Below are 16,739 nucleotides of genomic sequence, written 5' to 3'. Positions count from 1 at the left end.
CCTCATCCCTGACATTGTCGAGTAGAAAGCTGAGAGCGCAACATGGTTCACGTCGATCTGCAAAAGCTCTTTGACCGCCTTAGCCCCATGGGTAGCCGCACTCTTGAAATGGCTATCGCTGGTTGCGTCAAGCGAACCAACTATAACGTTGAAGTCGAACACTGGCTCAGTACACTCATCGATGCTGATGATTCTGATTTCATTCGAATTCTCGAGTCGTATGAGATCGATCTCAGTCGTGTCAAAGCCGACCTGACTAAGAACCTGGATCGCTTGAAGACTGGCAATGCCAAGTCGCCGTCGCTCAGTCCCGATGTGGTGGAGATGGCGACCGATGCATGGACGATTGCCACCATCGATTACGGTGCTGGTCAAATACGCACCGCGCACCTGGTAGTGTCGATGATGGCCAACGAATCGATTCGCCGCGCGGTTTTGGGTGCTTCGCGTCAATTTGAAAAACTCAATAGCGAGGCATTGCGCAAGAACCTGTACGAAATCTGCGCCGATACAGCCGAAGACCGGGCAGCGACCAACTTGACTAGCGCCACGGCTACTACTGCCGAAGGTGCACCGCGCCGCGTGAATACGCCATCGCTGGATCAGTTTACGATCGACCTGACCGCGCGGGCTCGCGAGGGCAAGATCGATGCGGTATTGGGCCGTGATAACGAGATTCGCCAGGTCATCGATATTCTTACTCGACGTCGACAGAACAATCCGATCCTGACCGGCGAAGCGGGCGTGGGTAAGACAGCCGTAGCCGAAGGCTTCGCACTGCGCATCGCGGCGGGCGATGTGCCTGCGCCGCTGAAAGATGTGGCTGTGCGGACACTCGACTTGGGATTGTTGCAGGCTGGTGCTGGCGTCAAAGGTGAATTCGAGAATCGGCTCAAGTCGGTGATCGACGAAGTGAAATCATCGCCTAAGCCAATCATTTTGTTCATCGACGAAGCTCATACCTTGATTGGCGCCGGTGGGTCCGCTGGGCAAGGCGACGCAGCTAATCTGCTCAAGCCCGCCTTAGCGCGGGGTGAGTTGCGAACGATTGCTGCTACGACTTGGGCTGAATACAAAAAATACTTCGAACGCGATGCCGCCTTGGCTCGTCGCTTTCAAGTCGTCAAGGTCGAGGAACCGAGCGAACCGGTCGCCATCGAGATGGTGCGAGGTCTCACCAAAACGCTCGAGAAACATCATCGAGTTAGCATCCTGGATGAAGCCATTGTCGACGCCGTCAAACTCTCGAGCCGTTACATCAGCGGACGACAACTGCCCGATAAAGCGATCAGCTTGATCGACACCGCGTGCGCACGCATCAACCTCAGCCAGTCTTCTACACCCCCTGCCCTCGAGAATGCTCAGCGCCAGCTAACGCAGTTTCAACTTGCACGCGAGATCCTGGAACGTGAGTCGCTGACCGGTTCGGATCATACGCTGCGCCTGAAAGAGATTGACGAGCATATCTTGGCGATCGAAGCTGAATTGAAGACCTTGCAAGAACGCTGGAACCAAGAGCGTGAAATCGTACAAGCCATCCATGAGTTCACGTTAAAACTGCACGCCACACAACCAGAGCCAGCCAAAAATGGCGGCACCCAGCCTGCCGACTCCCAAGCCCCTACAGCCGCCCCAACGACCAACGCTCCATCCACTACCCCTGCACCGCCACCAGTGCCGCCTACAGCAGAAGAAATTCAGAGCTGGAAGACTCAACTAAACGAACGCAAAGCGGCGCTCAAGAAGTTGCAAGGTGAATCGCCCTTGGTGCATCCGTTTGTTGACCGCAATGCGATCGCGGAAACGGTCGCCGCCTGGACTGGAATTCCGGTGGGGCGCATGGTTGCTGATGAGATCAAGACCGTGCTGAACTTGCACGAACTAATGGAACAGCAGATCGTTGGTCAATCGCATGCGCTTAAGCGCATTGCCCAATCGATCAAGACTTCGCGAGCCCAATTGAACGACCCACGCACCCCGATCGGCGTTTTCTTGCTGGCGGGCACCAGCGGCGTGGGCAAAACAGAGACTGCGATCACACTGGCTCAACTGCTCTACGGCGGCGAACAGAACATGACGGTGATCAACATGTCCGAATTCAAGGAAGAGCATAAAGTATCGCTGCTCATGGGCTCACCTCCAGGCTATGTGGGCTACGGCGAAGGTGGAGTGCTGACCGAAGCCGTGCGCCGCAAACCTTACAGCGTGGTGTTGCTGGATGAAATGGAGAAAGCGCACCCGGGTGTTCAGGATGTCTTCTATCAAGTCTTCGACAAAGGTACGATGAAAGACGGCGAAGGTCGCGACATCGACTTCAAGAACACCGTTATTCTGATGACCACCAACGCGGGCACAGATGTCATCAAGAGCCTTTGCAGTGATCCGGACACGACTCCAGAACCTGACGCATTTGTCGAAGCCATTTTTCCAGAGTTATTAAAGACTTTCAAACCTGCTTTCTTAGGGCGATTGTCGCTGATTCCCTATTATCCGTTGGCCGAACATGTCATTCGCAGAATCATCGGCTTGAAACTCGGCAAAGTCGGCAAGCGCCTGGCAGAAAACTACAAAGCCACGTTTGGCTTCTCTGAAGAGCTTGTCCAGTTGATCGCTGATCGCTGCAAAGAAGTCGACACCGGAGCCCGCAACATCGACCACATTCTGACTCGGTCGCTGCTGCCGGAACTCTCGACGATCATGCTCTCGCGACTAGCCGAAGGCAAACCCATCACCAGCGTACAAGTGAAAGTAACCCCCGACCAGACGTTCGCTTTTGATATCGAGTAACTGTCCTTGGAGTGCTGCGGCGTAGCCGTAGCTTTGATGTACTAACCAAACGGTACCGTAGCCTGAACGGACCACTCGTTATGAACGTCATCCGGTGAATGCAGGCTGCGGAACCGTCAACGCTTACATCAAAGCTGTGGCTGGCCGGCAAAGTCTCCGCTGTCAATTGCCGCGGCCCACGACTCGGACAGACGCTCGAAAAACTCATGCAGTAGAGCACCAGTTGTGGCATAGGCTTCCAGCCTGTGTGCGATGTGGCATAGGCTTCTAGCCTGTGTGCTTTGTGAGGCGTCCAAAGTCTGGCGAATTGGGCTACCGGATTATGGTTCCAATTTAGAAACGCAGAGACGCAGAGGATCGCAGAGAAGACCAAAATCGGATGATTCACTTGACTGGTCTTCTCTGGGGCCTCTGCGACCTCTGCGTTTTAAAACCAATGGCCATGCGTCCAAAGTCTGGCGACTTCGGCTACAGCACAAGACCTTCTTTCCCCGCGACTATGTCCGTGCTGCATGACGGTGTTTGGCTCAGCAGGAGCATTCGCCCTCCCGAGCGCACGGTCGGTCGAGAATTTGGTTAGCAGATTCCAATTTAGAAACGCAGAGACGCAGAGGATCGCAGAGAAGACCAAAATCGGATGATTCACTTGACTGGTCTTCTCTGGGGCCTCTGCGACCTCTGCGTTTTAAAACCAATGGCCATGCGTCCAAAGTCTGGCGACTTCGGCTACAGCACAAGACCATCCTTCCCCGCGACTATGTCCGTGCTGCATGACGGTGTTTGGCTCAGCAGGAGCATTCGCCCTCCCGAGCGCACGGTCGGTCGAGAATTTGGTTAGCAGATTCCAATTTAGAAACGCAGAGACGCAGAGGATCGCAGAGAAGTCCAAAATCGGATGATTCACTTGACTGGTCTTCTTTGCGGCCTCTGCGACCTTTGCGTTTTAAAACCAATGGCCATGCGTCCAAAGTCTGGCGACTTCGGCTACAAGCTTATGTCAAGCGCGCGAATCCGGTGTGTTTGACTTCGACGCCGATGGACTGCAACCTCTCCAGCACATCGCCACGGGCGATGACGTCGGCCAGTTCTGCAAACACCGGTGTGGCTGCTGACAAATAGTTGGATACATGCTGCGATGAGTGGGCGTAGCTGGGATAGAATCCGCTGCCTGCCAAGTATCCACGATCGATCATACGCGCGGTGAAGAGCGTCATCACTGCCACAGCTTGCGGGCAGTCAAAACCCAAATGCAACAAGGCGGGGTGACCGGTGGCTTTGGCTGGCACTTTGAATTGCTGACTGAGTGCCTGCCAGCCGCGGCGCATCTGCTCACCGATCGTTGTCGTGTGCTGTGGCATGTCGAGCGTTTGCAACTTGGTGATCGTGGCCACGGCGGCTGTTGGACCAACAGCTTCGGTCCAATAGGTACTGCTGATGAATGATCGCTGAGCCGCATCCATGACCGCGCGCCTGCCGATGATGGCTGCGATCGGGTGCCCATTGCCGAGGGCTTTGGCAAACACCGCCACATCTGGCTCCGTGCCATATTTCAAGTGCACTCCGCCCAGATGCATGCGCCAGCCCGATGAGATTTCGTCGAAGACCAGTTTCGCACCGTGCTGATCGCACAGTTGACGAATGCGCGGCAAGTAACCAGCGGCTGGATCAAGGGCGCGCGTCGGTTCCATCACTACGGCGGCGATGGAATCTCCGTGGTGTTGGAAGTGCGACTCGAGTTCTTCCAGTTCGTTATAGCGAAAGGGTAACAGCGTGCCTGCCAGGCCGGTCGGGACACCAGCCGGCTCGAGCCCTGGCAAAAGATGTTGGCTCAGTTGGTCACCCGCAGTGCCTTCGGCCACGACATTGGCGGCCAGGTACCAGTCGGTCCAGCCGTGGTAACCACAGAAGGCAATCTTGTCGCGCCCTGTCGCGGCTCGGACCAGCCGCGCAGCGATCGCCATCGATTCGCCACCGGTGCGGGCATAACGAACTTGCTCGGCCCAAGGATGAATCGACAAGAGCAACTCCGCCAGCTCGACTTCTTCCGCTGCGTTGAGTGTCGACATCGAACCTTTGGCCACACGCTCTATGACCGCGCGAGTCACATCGGGATCGGCATAACCGAGCAAACAAGCACCGATGCCCGATGTCGTCATATCGATGAACCGCCTGCCATCCAAATCGATCACTTCGCAGCCCCTGGCCTCTTGGGCATAAGTGGGCCAATAACCCGGCGCGAACATCTCTGGTCGTTTGCTGAGCAACTGCGTACCACCAGGAATGATTTGCTTGGCGCGACGATAGGTTGTTTGCGACTTGGAATCAAAGCTGGATGAGTTCGCTGATGCATGTGGCACAAGATTGAAGGCCTGGGTGGCGTTGCCCCAAAACAGGTTTTCGATATCGCTGCGCGACCATTGAGCCAACTCGGCTGCTTGTTTCATGGCGAGTAGCTGTTCATAGATCGCCAGAATCGGGCGGCCGTCGCAATGAGGAAACTGCAACTTTAACTTGTCGCTATCCACATACTGCCAGGCTCTTCCCATGGCCGCGTATTGACCATGGAAGTAAGTGGCATCGACGCCGTCGGAACCGTAGAAGATACGCCGAGGGTTCTCACGCGTGAACAAAGTCAGCATAGGCCGGAGATCCGTCACCGCGGAGACGTCATACCAAATGTTGGGCAAATCTCGCAGTCGATCGATCGCCTGGCGAATTGGCCAATACGTAAAGCTGCGCGCGCAATGAGCAAGAATCCATTTGATGCGCGGGTAGCGTCGCAGTGTGTACTCTTCCAAGTCTTGCAGATTCCACTGGTCGGCACAGCCATGATAACGCGACAAGTGCATCGTCACCCACAGTCCGAGGTGATTGGCCAATTCCAGTTGTGGGTGTGGCAAGAACTCATGAATACGACACTGAGCTATATCTCCGGTGACCGAATACAAACGATACGGCTTCAGACCCAAGTAGGCTGGGTTTTGCAGGTCGCGCTCGATCGACTCTAGCGAACATGTAGGGGTGACCAAACGATTCATCCGCGACATGGGATCACGGGCGACTTGCTCGACACACCAGGCATTATGCGCGTCTATGTCGATTCCGATTGTGGGCGTTCCCAAGGTCAGAAAGTGAACTTCGCGACCGGGGTACAACCTGGCCGCCCATTCATGCAGTGTGGAAAAATCAGCCAAACTCCAGGTGCTCGCTTGGCCAGGCAACATATGCTCGGGATGAAACATATGAATGTGTGCATCAAAGACGCGGCATGGCACGAAGGCATCTAGCTCTTCATCCCATATCTGTTGATCGTGCAGATTCAACGTCATCTCCATCTATACACCCTTGCCCCTTACCATGCGGTCCAGCCGCCATCGACGAGGATATTCTGGCCGGTCATATAGCTGCTGGCATCTGACGCCAGGAACACGAGCGCACCTTTTAATTCGCTCGGCATGCCCATGCGTCCCATCGGGCTCTTTGAACTCAAACGCTCAACGAGTTCAGATGATACGCCAGGTGCGGGGAACGGTCCGGGACTCAGGCAATTGACACGCACGCTATCCTTGGCCCAATACACTGCCAGGTGCCTGGTCATGTGAACGATGCCGCCTTTGAGCGCATGATACGCCACGGGGCTGGCAATCGATAGGTCTTCGTAGGCCTCGGGATACGAAGCGACCACGCCGTACATCGAACCCAACATGACAATACTACCTGAGTGCGACTGCGCAACCACATGATCGCGAAACAGCTTGGCCAAAGTAAAGTAGCCGGTCGCATTGGCCAGTTGGCGGTTGAATTGTTCGGGCGTAATTGACTTCCAATCCGCGGCTACCGCTGCATGCGCGTTGTTGACCAGAATGGAAATCGGTCCAGCCAGCGATTGAGCTTCAGTGAAACTTGCACCCAGCGAGTCTGGCTGCAGATGATCGAGCGCGATCCCGAAGTGTCGAACATCGCCAGCAGTTGGCAGTGATCGCGCACAGGTTTGTGCGTGGGTGCGATCGCGGCTAGTGACTATGACACTAGCTCCAGCCTCGGCCAGAGCCCGGCAGATGGCGGAGCCCAGGTGTCCACAGCCGCCGGTCACCAGCGCCGTGCGTCCACTGAGATCGAACAGTTGTTGGATGGTCGGTTCGGTTGTTGATAGAGTCATGAGTGCTTACCGTTTAATCTCTTGCCAGCCGCGTGAGGTCACACTGGCTAGCACCGCCAGGTTGATACGCAGCGTCTGCAGGCCTTCGGCCAGGGTACATCTCGGCTGCTGACCCAGCTCGATCGCATCGATAAAGTTGTGGGCTTGGGCAATAAAGGCTGCATCGCGCGGCTGTGGTTCCGTAGGCTGAACCTGCCACGCTTCATCTGGGGCCAGCATGTATCGCCAACGACTAAGATGAGTATCGAAGCAAGCTGTCCCCTTTTGGCAGATGACCGTGATGGTGGTCTCGTTGGGCGCCTGATGTTGGTTCAAACTATAACATGCCAGCACGTGACCATGTCGAGCCAGCACGTGTACGGTATCTTCAACATCGACATCAGCCAGCGCCAGGTGGGCCGCGTCAGCGACCACCGAGTCAATTGGCCCTACCAACCACTCGCCGGCATTCATGATGTGCGTCAGTGCATCTTGAATCGCTCCGCCACCGGTAGCATGTTGAGTGTAATAAGTCTGACGATACGCGGGTCGATAGGTTGGGAAATTCTGACCACACGTTGCCACCAGTTGCAGCGGCCTACCGAAGCGACCACTGGCGATCGCTTCGCGCATGTCCAGCAGCGCTGGAAAGCAGCGATAGACATAGGCCACGGCCGCAACCAACCACTGCTGCTCGACCAACAGCATTAGCTGCTCGATGTCAGCGAGAGATGTACTGAGCGGCTTTTCGATCAGCAGGTGTTTGCCGGCGCTGGCCAACTGAAGTGCAATTGGGATGTGCACATGGGCTGGTGCAGCCACGACCGCTGCCGTTAGATGCGGCTGATCTGCTAAGGCGGTATTGATGTCCGCGTAGCCCGGTACGTTGTAACGCTCGGCAATGGTCGTGCGTAACGCATCGTTGGGCTCGGCAATAGTGACACTGGCTCGCCCAGTCTGCTGAAAGCATCGTACGTGCCGCTCACCAATCGAACCGGTGCCAATGACCAAGACATTCATGGGTTACTCGTTAGTCTCGAATTGGTAGCCACCGCTGCCAAGCGGTGGATAGTCGCCACGGGCTGCGTCCACCGCCTGGCGGCGGTGGCTACGAAGTTCCACCGTCTGGCGACGGTGGCTACGAAGTGTGAAAAATAAACGATTGGCGTATCGTTTAGCCGAAGGTAAACCCCAGCTTGGCGTAGCGTTCCTGAATTTGTTCCATGCCTTGTTTGACCATAATCAGATCACAACCGTGGCAGATGAATTTGGCACCGAGGTCCAGCAGCTTTTGGGTATGTTCGGTAGAGCCGCTAACGGTTCCCCACCACTTGCCGGCAGCCGCGGCAGCAGCCGCGATGCGTTGGTAGGCATCCGTGATGATCGGATGATCGAATTGATAAGGTATGCCAGCCACCACGCTCAAATCTCCGGGTCCTAACATGAGCACATCGACACCGGGAACTTGGGCAATTGTTTCGGACTGTTCGAGGGCGGTCGGAGATTCCAATTGCACAATCAGCAGCGTATGTTCGTTGGCGGCTTGCAAGTAAGGCACCATGGGCATGGTGCAATACGGATTGTCGCCATTGGCCCCATCGACCCCGCGAATGCCTTGCGGAGCAAACTTGGCCCAGCGCACCACATCGGCGGCTTCGTCTGCCGATTCACAGCGCGGATACATGATGCCCTGCGCACCTGACTCCAAGAGTCGGCCCATGCGCATGTATTCCCCTTTGGCAGGCCGAGCAATAATGTCCGACTGGCCGACACGCGCCGCCCGCATCAATCCGGCAGCCGTTTCATCGCTGGTGGGGTGATGTTCCAGATCCAGCCAGATACCGTCGAAGCCCATCAAGCTGACCAGCTCATAAACGCTGGGATCGGTGAAGTGGCAGCAAGTGATCAAAGCCGGCTCGCCTTGACGCAATTTTTGTTTGACTCTGCTCGGTCTCATGAAAGTATGATTCGCTGAAGGAATTAAAAAATCTCGATCGCATTCTACGTAGCGGAAGCCGTCAAGGCTTTCGGTCATTCTGTGTAGCGGAAGCCGTCAAGGCTTTCGGTTCGAAATGCTTGACGCATTCCGCTACCAAGGCTTTCGATCGAAATGCTTGACGCATTCCGCTACCATGTGATGCAGCGCGACGCACAAGATGATACTCTGTCCGGTCGGGTGCGTGGGCTGATTCGAGTGCAACTACCTGAGGACGCGAGAGGACATGCAGCTAGTCGACTTCATAGTACTAGCCATCTACGCTGTCATGATGATCGCGGTAGGTGCCTATTATTCGCGGCAGAATCGCACAGCAGACGACTACTTTTTGGGTGGCCGCCGCATGTCGCCCATTGCACTGGGGTTGTCGCTATTTGCCACATTGGTAAGCACGCTGTCGTACCTGGCGCATCCAGGCGAGATGATTGCCAATGGTCCGATGCTACTGACACAGCTGGCGGCTTTTCCGATCATCTTTGTGATTGTGGGTTACGGTTTAATTCCGCTGCTCATGCGTCAACGGGTGACTAGTGCCTACGAAATTTTGGAAACGCGATTGGGACGCAGTATTCGCACGGCCGGAGCCGCGGTGTTTTTGATGCTGCGGTTGGGCTGGATGGCCACGATTCTGTTCACGACCAGCAGTGTGGTGATCATTCCATTGCTCAAGCTCGATCCGCAATGGACAGCTGTATCATGCGTGGTGATTGGCTTGCTGACCGCCGCCTATGCGTCGACTGGTGGTCTCAGAGCGGTGGTGATGACCGATGCTATTCAATCGCTCACGATGCTGGCTGGGGCGCTGATGACGTTAGCTGTCGTGACGTATCGTTTTGGAGGCGTAAGTCATTGGTGGCCGCAGAGTTGGCCGGAACATTGGCAAGAACCGAACTGGGGATTTGATCCCGACGTACGCATCTCGTTTGGCATTTTGGTGTTCTCGACTACCCTGTGGTACGTCTGCACCAACGGTTCGGATCAGATGTCCATTCAGAGGTTTTTGTCGACGCGCGATCCGGCGGCCGCACGCAAGACATTGTTGGTATCACAGTTGGCCGATGGCACGGTGTCCATTCTTCTCGGTCTGACCGGCATAGCCGTACTGGCTTTCTACACGGCCTTTCCACCGCAGTTGCCTGCCGGCGAGAGCATCAAGAGCATTGGTGATAAACTGTTTCCCATGTTCATCATGAATGAAATGCCGGCTGGCCTGGCAGGTCTGGTGCTGGCCGCGATACTCTCGGCAGCCCTCTCGAGCCTCTCATCGGGTTTGAATTCATCGTGTGCTGTGCTGGAGCGAGATTTTCTCAGCACCCCAACTGCTGAACCGGCTAACAACATGCGTCGCTTGCGGCGCATGACCTGGATCGTGGCTCTACTGGCAATCGCTGTCAGCATGTTGAATCTATTATTTGTGGGCAACTTGGTCGAACGCTGTTTCAAACTGATCAATCTGCTGACAGCCCCACTGTTTGTACTGTTCTTCTTGGCTCTATTTGTGCCCTGGGCCAATGCCATTGGTGCCTGGTGTGGCTTGATTTGCAGCGCCGCGACTGCCATCTTGATCGCGTACTCGAAGGAACTGGGTTTGCCCTATACGATTAGTTTCGTTTGGATGATACCTTGTTCACTGCTGGTCGGCATTGTGATCGGTAGCCTGGTCAGCGCCATAACTTATTCAAGTACTGCTGGGAGCACGTCAGATGAAGTATCAGGCTGAGAAGGCTTTCTACGACCTGCACGGCTTTGTGGTCATTCGTCAATTGTTAAGCCCTGCCGAGTTTCAAAAACTGAACGACAATCTGGACCGCTATATTCGCGAAGTTGTACCGGGTTTACCTGATGCCGATGCCTTCTACGAAGATCGATCGCGGCCTGAGACGCTAAAACAACTTCAACATATGGGAGTCGATCCATTCTTTCGCGACTACAAGCACCAAGAGCGATGGTCCGAGTTGGCAGAGGCACTTGTTGGTCAGTCGGTTGCCAGTGATCAACCCGAATGGTTTAACAAGCCACCCGGCACGCGGCATGTCACTCCGCCCCACCAAGACAACTACTACTTTTGCTTGGCGCCAGCTGAGGTGGTCACCATTTGGATGGCGCTCGATAAGGTCGATGCCGAGAATGGTTGCTTGCGTTATGTGTCAGGTTCACACTTGCAAGGTTATCGCCAGCATGCACGCTCCAAGATCTTGGGATTCTCACAAGGCATTGTTGACTACACGCCCGATGACTTTATGCGCGAAATCGCCGTGCCTCTCGAGCCAGGTGATGCCGTAGCTCATCACGGCATGACCATCCACCGCGCCGATGCCAACCTCTCCACTACTCGCCATCGCCGCTCCTTTGCCATGGTTTACCAAGGCGTATCCTGCACACGCGATGAAGAGGCATACGCGCGTTATCTGAACTCAGCTCGTCAACAACACCAGGAATTGGGACTCGTGTAACCCGTAGCCGCCAGGCGAGGTGTCCTCGTTTAACCCGTAGCCGCCAGGCGAGGTGCACCCTCTAACCAATCTTTGCGTTTACCTGAACGTCTGTTGGCTTAATACCAGCGCTTAGTTCTGGCGGATGCACTCCTTCGATTGCCTCGCCTTCGGCTACGGGTTAAACGATTTGCCGCCAGGCGAGGTGCACCCTCTAACCAATCTTTGCGTTTACCTGAACGTCTGTTGGCTTAATACAATGACTTAACCACGCGAGGACAATCGCTGCGTTTGCCTCGCCTTCGGCTCGTTTAACCCGTAGCCGTTAGGCGAGGTGCACCCTCTAACCGATCTGTGCGTTTACCTGAACGTCTGTTGGCTTAATACCAGCGCTTAGTTCTGGCGGATGCACTCCTTCGATTGCCTCGCCTTCGGCTACGGGTTAAACGATTTGCCGCCAGGCGAGGTGCACCCTCTAACCAATCTTTGCGTTTACCTGAACGTCTGGGTGCTTAAGATAATGACTTAACCACGCGAGAACAATCGCTGCGTTTGCCTCGCCTTCGGCTCGTTTAACCCGTAGCCGCCAGGCGAGGTGCACCCTCTAACCCAACTGTGCGTTTACCTGAACGTCTGCGTGCTTAAGATAATGACTTAACCACGCGAAGACAATCGCTGCGTTTGCCTCGCCTGGCGGCTACGGGTTAAACGAGTCAAACGTAATGTCGCTACTCGGGCAGTGCGAAGCACATGACTTTGGTTCGGGTTCTCACGTACAGTCTGCCGTCGGCGATGGCAGGTGTAGCGGTGATTGCTTCACCTAGGTCGTTGATGGCCAGACCAGCGTAGCTGTCATCATCCTTCAGTACGGTGACTTTGCCGTTGGTGCTAGCCAGGTAGATCTTGCCATCACCAACGACGGGCGATGCATAATAGCCGCCACCGTTGCCCACCCGCGCGGTAGCTCGCATGGATAGTCCATCGTGCATACCGAAGACGGTGCAAATTCCGCCGTCTTTGATGAGAAACATGCGACCATGCGTCAGCAGCGGCGAGACGATATGATCGGTGCTCTTGGTTTTGTGTTTCCAGAGCAGATGACTATCGGTCACATCGCCGGTGCCACCTGCCCGCACCGCCATAATGAACTGTTCCGCCGCTGCGTCACCTGAAGCTTTAAAGTCTGCACCCGCAAAATTGTTTGGGTCCAGAAACGCGCGATCGAGTTCTTCACCTTCCAGAAAACCATCCTGATTGACGTCGCCCTTGTCGAATGTCTGCTTGAGAAACTCATCCAGCGCGGCTTGTTTACCCACGTAGCGCTCGATTTCGGCTTTGTCCAAGCGGTTGTCGTTATTGCCTGAGTGTTCATCGCGATCCACGGCCGCTAGCCATTGATTGGCAATGGCACTGCTCTGTACCGACAAGTAGATGACATCGTCAACCACCACCGGTGTCGTCTTGATATTGCGCAGCAAGACTCGAGCCGTCCAGAGTCGTTTACCGTTTTGGGGAGCGTAACCAATCAAGCGGCCCGTACCGGCGACCACAATTTCGTCGTGATCCTTTAGACGCACGACGACTGGGTGCGAATAATTGACGGCCATGTCGCGACGTTCGTCTTTCCATCGCACGTTACCGCTGGCTTTATCAAACGCATAGATGGCCGGGTTAAGATCGTCGTCTTGACAGAAGAGTACCATGTCTTGGTACAAGACAGGTGACGCGCCGGGACCCCACTTGAATACAAAGAAGGGTGTCGGCAGTTTGTGATGCCAGGCATCGCGACCCGTTTTAGCATCGAGTGCTATCAGGCCCAGAGTCGTGAAGTAGAAGTAGACTCGATGTTCATCCGCAGCGGGCGTGGCGCTAGCTTGACTATTGGTCGCGTGAATCTCCGACAGCGGACCAGTCTCCCAACTGCGCTGCCATAACAACTGGCCACTGCCAGCCTCAAAGGCTTGCAGTTGTACGGTGTGATCGTCCAGCATGCCACTGACAAACAACCGGCCAGCAGCCACCACAGCCCCGCCGATACCATCGCCAGCCTCCGCTTGCCACTGGAAGTTTTCACTCGCCGAAAATCGCACTGGCAGCGGTTTGGTTTCGGTCGATATCCCGCTGCAGTTAAGACCGCGAAACTGCGGCCAATCATCGGCCCGAACACGAACCAGGCCCACCTGCAGGACTTGCACAACGATGCAACTGATGAACAACTGCCAAGACTTCATGGTGAGTCGCCACTGGATATCGAGTGCTGAAGCTCAGAACCGATACCAGCCTATAGGCCAACGAGGGCGTTGCCTAGTGTCTCCTTTTGCTCCGCAAAAGGAAACTGCCTCTCGCGGAGCCAAAGCAGACAGGACCTTTCGCGGAGCGAAAGGAGACGATGGCTAGAAACTAAACACCGCTGACAAGTTGACGCCATGATAGAGTTGCGAGTTTAGATCGACCTGGCCGATGGGTAGGAACAGCGGTATCGCTTGGTTTTGGTCCAGACCCTGAGCCATGTCGCTAATGAACAGGCACTGGTACGCAGCCAGTAAATCCAGGCCGCTGACAAAGTTGTATCGTATGCCGGTTTGCACTTCGGCCAGCGATGCGAAGGCGGTGTCGTCGAAGTCTCGCACGACGCCTGTGCCCGTGCTATCGGCAGCTCTGGCTGAGCCGTAGATCTTGTTGTGCATGGCTCCGTATTTGCCACTGGCAATCCAGTCGAGGCTACGCCACCGCAGCAGCGTACCTTCGATGCCAAACTGACCGCCAAACAGGCTGTTGTTGGTCTTGGAAAATCCGCCAACCGAGGTTCCGTTGATCGACTCGAAAGCATCGAATTGATCTTCCACTTTCAAATACCGCAATCCCACGATCGGCCGAAAGCGTCGCCCTGACATAAATCGCAAATTGGCTTCGCCCGAGTATAGATTCGTGGAGTAGATAAAGCTGGAAGTATTGCTGGGGCTGACCGGCACCGAATTAAAGAAGATTGGCAAGACTTGCGGCGCATTAACAGTGGCTGTGGCATCCATGCTGTTGATGCCGAAGTAGCCGAACTGCAAATCGGTACCACCTAGAGCATTCCACAGTCGATAGAAATCCACCTTGGCATTGAGGCCAAACTGCAGGTCGCCTTGAAACTGGTCAGCGTTCAAGATCTCGGCATTGACCTGGTTAATCGCCACGACTTGACTGTCGGGTTTCTCGCGCTGCAGACCCAAGACACCAAGCTCGACGCCCATGCGGTCCAACGAGCTGCGATGCGGCCACCAGGAACTGACTTCGGAATGTATGACTTCCGAATGGGCTGCTCCACCGGCATCCGGCCACGGTTGATCGACCGGATGGATAGCCGGCTCTTGAGCAAGTGCACTCTGAGTTAGTAGCCAGCACAATGACCAGAAAACCACGGGGCGCATACGTTGGTCCTTCAACGAAATGACGGGCTAGCCGCTCTATTGAGACGATCCATCTGTTACCACGTGAATTTTTTAACTCGCGGCGCGCCCCATCCTGAGTTGCGAGTCTATTGCTATCACGTCCAATTTTCAGGGGATCGGCAGGGCTGACCCAAGATATGTAGGGATAGTTGCCTCCCCGCTCCAAACAATACAAACGGCAAGATGCGCTTTGATTCGTTTAACCCGTAGCCGCCAGGCGAGGTGCACCCTCTAATCAATCTGTGCGTTTACCTGAACGTCTGCTTGCTCAACACAATGTCTTAACCACGCGAGGACAATCGCTGCGATTGCCTAGCCTTCGGCTACGGGTTAAACGATTTGCCGCCGAGCGAGGTGTCCTCGTTTAACCCGTAGCCGCCAGGCGAGGTGCACCCTCTAACCAATCTGTGCGTTTACCTGAACGTCTGCTTGCTCAACACAATGTCTTAACCACGCGAGGACAATCGCTGCGATTGCCTAGCCTTCGGCTACGGGTTAAACGATAAGCCGCCGAGCGAGGTGTCCTCGTTTAACCCGTAGCCGCCAGGCGAGGTGCACCCTCTAACCCATCCCTGCGTTTACCTGAACGTCTGCGTGCTCAACACAATGTCTTAACCACGCGAGGACAATCGCTGCGATTGCCTAGCCTTCGGCTACGGGTTAAACGATTTGTCGCCGAGCGAGGTGTCCTCGTTTAACCCGTAGCCGCCAGGCGAGGTGCACCCTCTAACCAATCTGTGCGTTTACCTGAACGTCTGCGTGCTCAACACAATGTCTTAACCACGCGAGGACAATCGCTGCGATTGCCTAGCCTTCGGCTACGGGTTAAACGATTTGCCGCCGAGCGAGGTGTCCTCGATTAACCCGTAGCCGCCAGGCGAGGTGCACCCTCTAATCAATCTGTGCGTTTACCTGAACGTCTGCGTGCTCAACACAATGTCTTAACCACGCGAGGACAATCGCTGCGATTGCCTAGCCTTCGGCTACGGGTTAAACGATTGAGCGTGCTTGTTTATGCCTATGCCACAATCAAAAGTCGCGTGAGTAGCCGGCTAGCCAACCGCCGTCGACGGTCAGGATCGCGCCGTTGATATACGAACTGGCAGGTGCGACCAAGAACAAAGTGGCATGCGCGATTTCTTCGCAGGTGCCGGGTCGACCGAGTGGGATGTGAGACAACATGGCTTGGACGCGCTCGCTGAACTTGCCTTGCTCGCTGTAAAACAATTGCTTAGTGCCTTCGGTCAAGATCGAACCGGGGGCGATGCAATTGACTAGCACGCCTTGCGAACCGAGTTCAATAGCCATCGCCTTGGTTAAATTCACGACACCAGCTTTGGCTGCCACAAAGGCACATTGCAGTCGAGCTGGCACCAGTCCCATTACCGAAGCAATGTTGACGACTCGACCGGAATGCTTGGTCAGCATCACACGCGTCGCCGCCCGGCTGACATAAAACAATCCGTTGAGATCCACATTCAGAATTCGTAGCCATTCGTCGGTAGGAAATTGATCGATGGTCACGCGATGAGCCATCGTATTGACTCCGGCATTATTGATCAGGATATCCAACTGGCCGCACTGCTTGAGCACCGCATCGATAACCGCCTCGACCTCTGACTCGTTGGTCACATCCATTTTCATGCCCAGAGATCTTTCTTGGCGAGCCGCCGCGGCTTGCGCACCCTGACCATTGACGTCGGTGTAAACGACGACTGCACCATTGTCAGCCAGCTTGTCCGCAATCGCCTGGCCGATGCCACCTGCGGCACCGGTAACTAGAGCCACCTGCCCACTCAAATCAACTTGCATGAAACGCCGCCCACATCGTAAGAGGATTGATCATCGGCACCGGGGAAAAGCGGGAGCCTTTCCAGGGCTACACGGGTTCAATATTTCACCAAACTGTAGCAAGTACGTCGGCGACTTGCTATCTTGTCACCACTCCC

The 16,739-nt window shown here is 55.2% G+C and carries 10 protein-coding genes; 3 read left to right on the top strand and 7 right to left on the bottom strand.

Annotated features, from left to right (window positions below; translation table 11 throughout):
- The first annotated feature begins 42 nt into the window (after nt 1-42).
- Complete coding sequence (tssH, locus tag SH573x_RS26775; RefSeq protein ID WP_479351123.1) at nt 43-2,787, top strand: type VI secretion system ATPase TssH; 2,745 nt, start codon at nt 43-45, stop codon at nt 2,785-2,787.
- Nucleotides 2,788-3,779: 992 nt separating this feature from the next.
- On the opposite strand, the gene SH573x_RS26770 is transcribed toward tssH, so the two are convergent.
- The 4 genes from SH573x_RS26770 to SH573x_RS26755 form a co-directional block, all read right to left on the bottom strand.
- Nucleotides 3,780-6,122, bottom strand: a complete 2,343-nt coding sequence (locus tag SH573x_RS26770; RefSeq protein ID WP_479351122.1) for an aminotransferase class III-fold pyridoxal phosphate-dependent enzyme — start codon at nt 6,120-6,122, stop codon at nt 3,780-3,782.
- 17 nt (nt 6,123-6,139) lie between these two features.
- Nucleotides 6,140-6,946: an SDR family oxidoreductase gene (locus SH573x_RS26765; protein WP_479351121.1), complete on the bottom strand. Its 807-nt coding sequence runs from the start codon at nt 6,944-6,946 to the stop codon at nt 6,140-6,142.
- A gap of 6 nt (nt 6,947-6,952) precedes the next feature.
- Complete coding sequence (locus SH573x_RS26760) at nt 6,953-7,945, bottom strand: Gfo/Idh/MocA family protein (protein ID WP_479351120.1); 993 nt, start codon at nt 7,943-7,945, stop codon at nt 6,953-6,955.
- Nucleotides 7,946-8,099: 154 nt separating this feature from the next.
- Complete coding sequence (locus tag SH573x_RS26755; protein ID WP_479351119.1) at nt 8,100-8,882, bottom strand: HpcH/HpaI aldolase family protein; 783 nt, start codon at nt 8,880-8,882, stop codon at nt 8,100-8,102.
- 265 nt (nt 8,883-9,147) lie between these two features.
- Here SH573x_RS26755 and SH573x_RS26750 point away from each other — a divergent pair, with 265 nt between their 5' ends.
- Nucleotides 9,148-10,641 carry a sodium:solute symporter family transporter gene (locus SH573x_RS26750; RefSeq protein WP_479351118.1) on the top strand — a complete coding sequence of 498 codons (1,494 nt, stop codon included), beginning with the start codon at nt 9,148-9,150 and terminating at the stop codon, nt 10,639-10,641.
- Nucleotides 10,625-11,374, top strand: a complete 750-nt coding sequence (locus SH573x_RS26745; protein ID WP_479351117.1) for a phytanoyl-CoA dioxygenase family protein — start codon at nt 10,625-10,627, stop codon at nt 11,372-11,374. Before SH573x_RS26750 ends, SH573x_RS26745 begins: the two co-directional genes overlap by 17 nt.
- 707 nt (nt 11,375-12,081) lie before the next feature.
- Here the strand turns inward: SH573x_RS26745 and SH573x_RS26740 are convergent.
- The 3 genes from SH573x_RS26740 to SH573x_RS26730 form a co-directional block, all read right to left on the bottom strand.
- Complete coding sequence (locus SH573x_RS26740; protein ID WP_479351116.1) at nt 12,082-13,584, bottom strand: outer membrane protein assembly factor BamB family protein; 1,503 nt, start codon at nt 13,582-13,584, stop codon at nt 12,082-12,084.
- Between the two features lie 162 nt (nt 13,585-13,746).
- The gene (locus tag SH573x_RS26735) at nt 13,747-14,769 is read right to left on the bottom strand and encodes a BBP7 family outer membrane beta-barrel protein (protein ID WP_479351115.1); all 1,023 of its coding nucleotides are present in this window, start codon (nt 14,767-14,769) and stop codon (nt 13,747-13,749) included.
- Nucleotides 14,770-15,819: 1,050 nt separating this feature from the next.
- Nucleotides 15,820-16,602, bottom strand: coding sequence for an SDR family NAD(P)-dependent oxidoreductase (locus SH573x_RS26730; RefSeq protein ID WP_479351114.1), 783 nt, complete (start codon nt 16,600-16,602; stop codon nt 15,820-15,822).
- Nucleotides 16,603-16,739 lie beyond the last annotated feature (137 nt).

It is taken from the genome of Rania fehmarnensis (genome assembly GCF_056494185.1).
Note: the sequence above shows the minus strand (reverse complement) of the source record. Positions and strands in the feature narration are given on the sequence as shown.